Source organism: Leucobacter sp. M11, assembly GCF_035726885.1.
In the GTDB taxonomy this organism is placed as follows: domain Bacteria; phylum Actinomycetota; class Actinomycetes; order Actinomycetales; family Microbacteriaceae; genus JAPFRB01.
Map to the genome: position 1 here is coordinate 546,829 of NZ_JAPFRB010000003.1, position 1,552 is coordinate 548,380.

Genomic DNA, 1,552 nt, shown 5'->3' on the forward strand with positions numbered 1-1,552 from the left:
TTCTGAGGCTAGTCGGACACTCGCGCCGCGCGAAGCCGGTCACGCTCGCGGGACCAGCGGGTGGCCCAGAACAGCGCCGGGCCGAGCAGCGGCAGGGCCACGATCGCGAGCGCCCAGAGCAGCCGGGTGCCCTGCGGGGCGGTGTCGGGGCTCCGGAACCGGGCGATCAGGGTGACCACCGGCACGACGAGCAGGGCGAGAGCGACGACCGACCAGACCGCGTCGAAGCCGCTCGGCAGCAGGGGGTTCGCGGTCCACATCATTCGGCTCCTGGTTCGTCGGGCGGCGCGGGCGCCGGTCCGGCACGAGTATCGCACAGCCGCAGAGCCTGGGCAACGGTGCCGGGCGCGGCCGACGGGTGCGGCGCGGTCCCCTCCGCCGATTCTCAGGCGCGCCGTGACCACGAAGGTTACGCTGGATCCGCTAGGAACACCCCGAGAGAGGACCCCCACCCGCATGAGAACTCGCACGAAATGGCAGCTCGGCATCCTCGCCGTCCTCGTCGTGGCGATTGCCGTGGCCATCGGGCTGACCGCCCAGCAAAAGAGCATCGACACGGCGCCCGAGTCCACGGCCCCGTCCGAGCCCGCGCTGGCCGCGGACAGCCACCTGCTCTCCGAGGGCAGCACGGACGCCACCTTCGTCGAGTTCCTCGACTTCGAGTGCCCCTCCTGCCGCCAGATGGCTCCCGTCGTTGAGGACCTGCGCGCGAAGCACGGCGACCAGGTGACCTTCGCCATGCGCTACTTCCCGCTTCCCGGGCACAAGAACTCGATGACCTCCGCGCTCGCCGCAGAGGCCGCCGCGCAGCAGGGCAAGTTCACGGAGATGGCGGACAAGCTCTTCGAGACGCAGCCCGAGTGGGGCGGCAAGCAGGACTCGCAGGCGGACTTCTTCCGCGGCCTCGCCAAGGAGCTGGGCTTGGATCTGGCCGAGTACGACGCGGCCGTGGCCGACCCCGCCACGACCGAGCGGATCGAATCGGACAAGCAGGCGGGCGAGGAGCTCGGCGTGCAAGGCACCCCGACCTTCTTCCTGAACGACACGCTCGTCGAGCTGGAGACGCTGGAGGAGCTCCAGGAGGCCGTGGCCGAGGCCGCACAGGGGTCCTAGACCACCCCGTCCGCCCGCCGAAGCCGGGGGCGACGCATCACGAGGGCCGGAGACGCGAGCGCGCGTCCCGGCCCTCGCGCGTTCCCCAGAAAGCGGCCGCGCCCTCAGCGCTCGCTGAGGAACTGCACCCCCACGACCGCGAGGGAGAGCGCGGCGCCGAGGGCGGAGCCAATGATCGGGGCCAGGCCGAGCCGCCGGGTGCCCGGGCGCACGACGCGGCCGCGAGCGATCAGCGCGAAGACGAGGGCGAGGGCGAACACGCCCAGCGTGACCGGCGCGAAGGCCGTCGTGAACAGGATGAAGCCCAAAAACAGTGCCCAGCCGATCGCCTCGACGCCCGCGGTGCCGATCGTGATCGTGAGAAACAGGAGCGGCGGGAGCGCGAGGATGCCGACCCCCACCCAGAACAGGACGAGGGCGATCTGGCCCGCCCGGCTGA

3 protein-coding genes are annotated in these 1,552 nt (G+C 71.6%); 1 reads left to right on the forward strand and 2 read right to left on the reverse strand.

Going from position 1 to position 1,552, the window contains the following annotated elements; genetic code table 11:
* Positions 1–8: 8 nt before the first annotated feature.
* Entirely contained in the window at positions 9–263 is a 255-nt protein-coding gene (locus tag OOT08_RS10970) for a hypothetical protein (protein WP_325092678.1), read from the reverse strand.
* 193 nt (positions 264–456) lie between these two features.
* Here OOT08_RS10970 and OOT08_RS10975 point away from each other — a divergent pair, with 193 nt between their 5' ends.
* Complete coding sequence (locus OOT08_RS10975; RefSeq protein WP_325092679.1) at positions 457–1,113, forward strand: DsbA family protein; 657 nt, start codon at positions 457–459, stop codon at positions 1,111–1,113.
* 104 nt (positions 1,114–1,217) lie between these two features.
* On the opposite strand, the gene OOT08_RS10980 is transcribed toward OOT08_RS10975, so the two are convergent.
* On the reverse strand, positions 1,218–1,552 hold a 335-nt coding region (locus OOT08_RS10980; protein WP_325092680.1), incomplete at its 5' end, for a hypothetical protein.

Bases quoted from the DNA above. Each gene is read 5' to 3' on its own strand.
- OOT08_RS10975 (WP_325092679.1), top strand. From the start codon at position 457: ATGAGAACTCGCACGAAATGGCAGCTCGGCATCCTCGCCGTCCTCGTC.
- OOT08_RS10970 (WP_325092678.1), bottom strand. From the start codon at position 263: ATGATGTGGACCGCGAACCCCCTGCTGCCGAGCGGCTTCGACGCGGTC.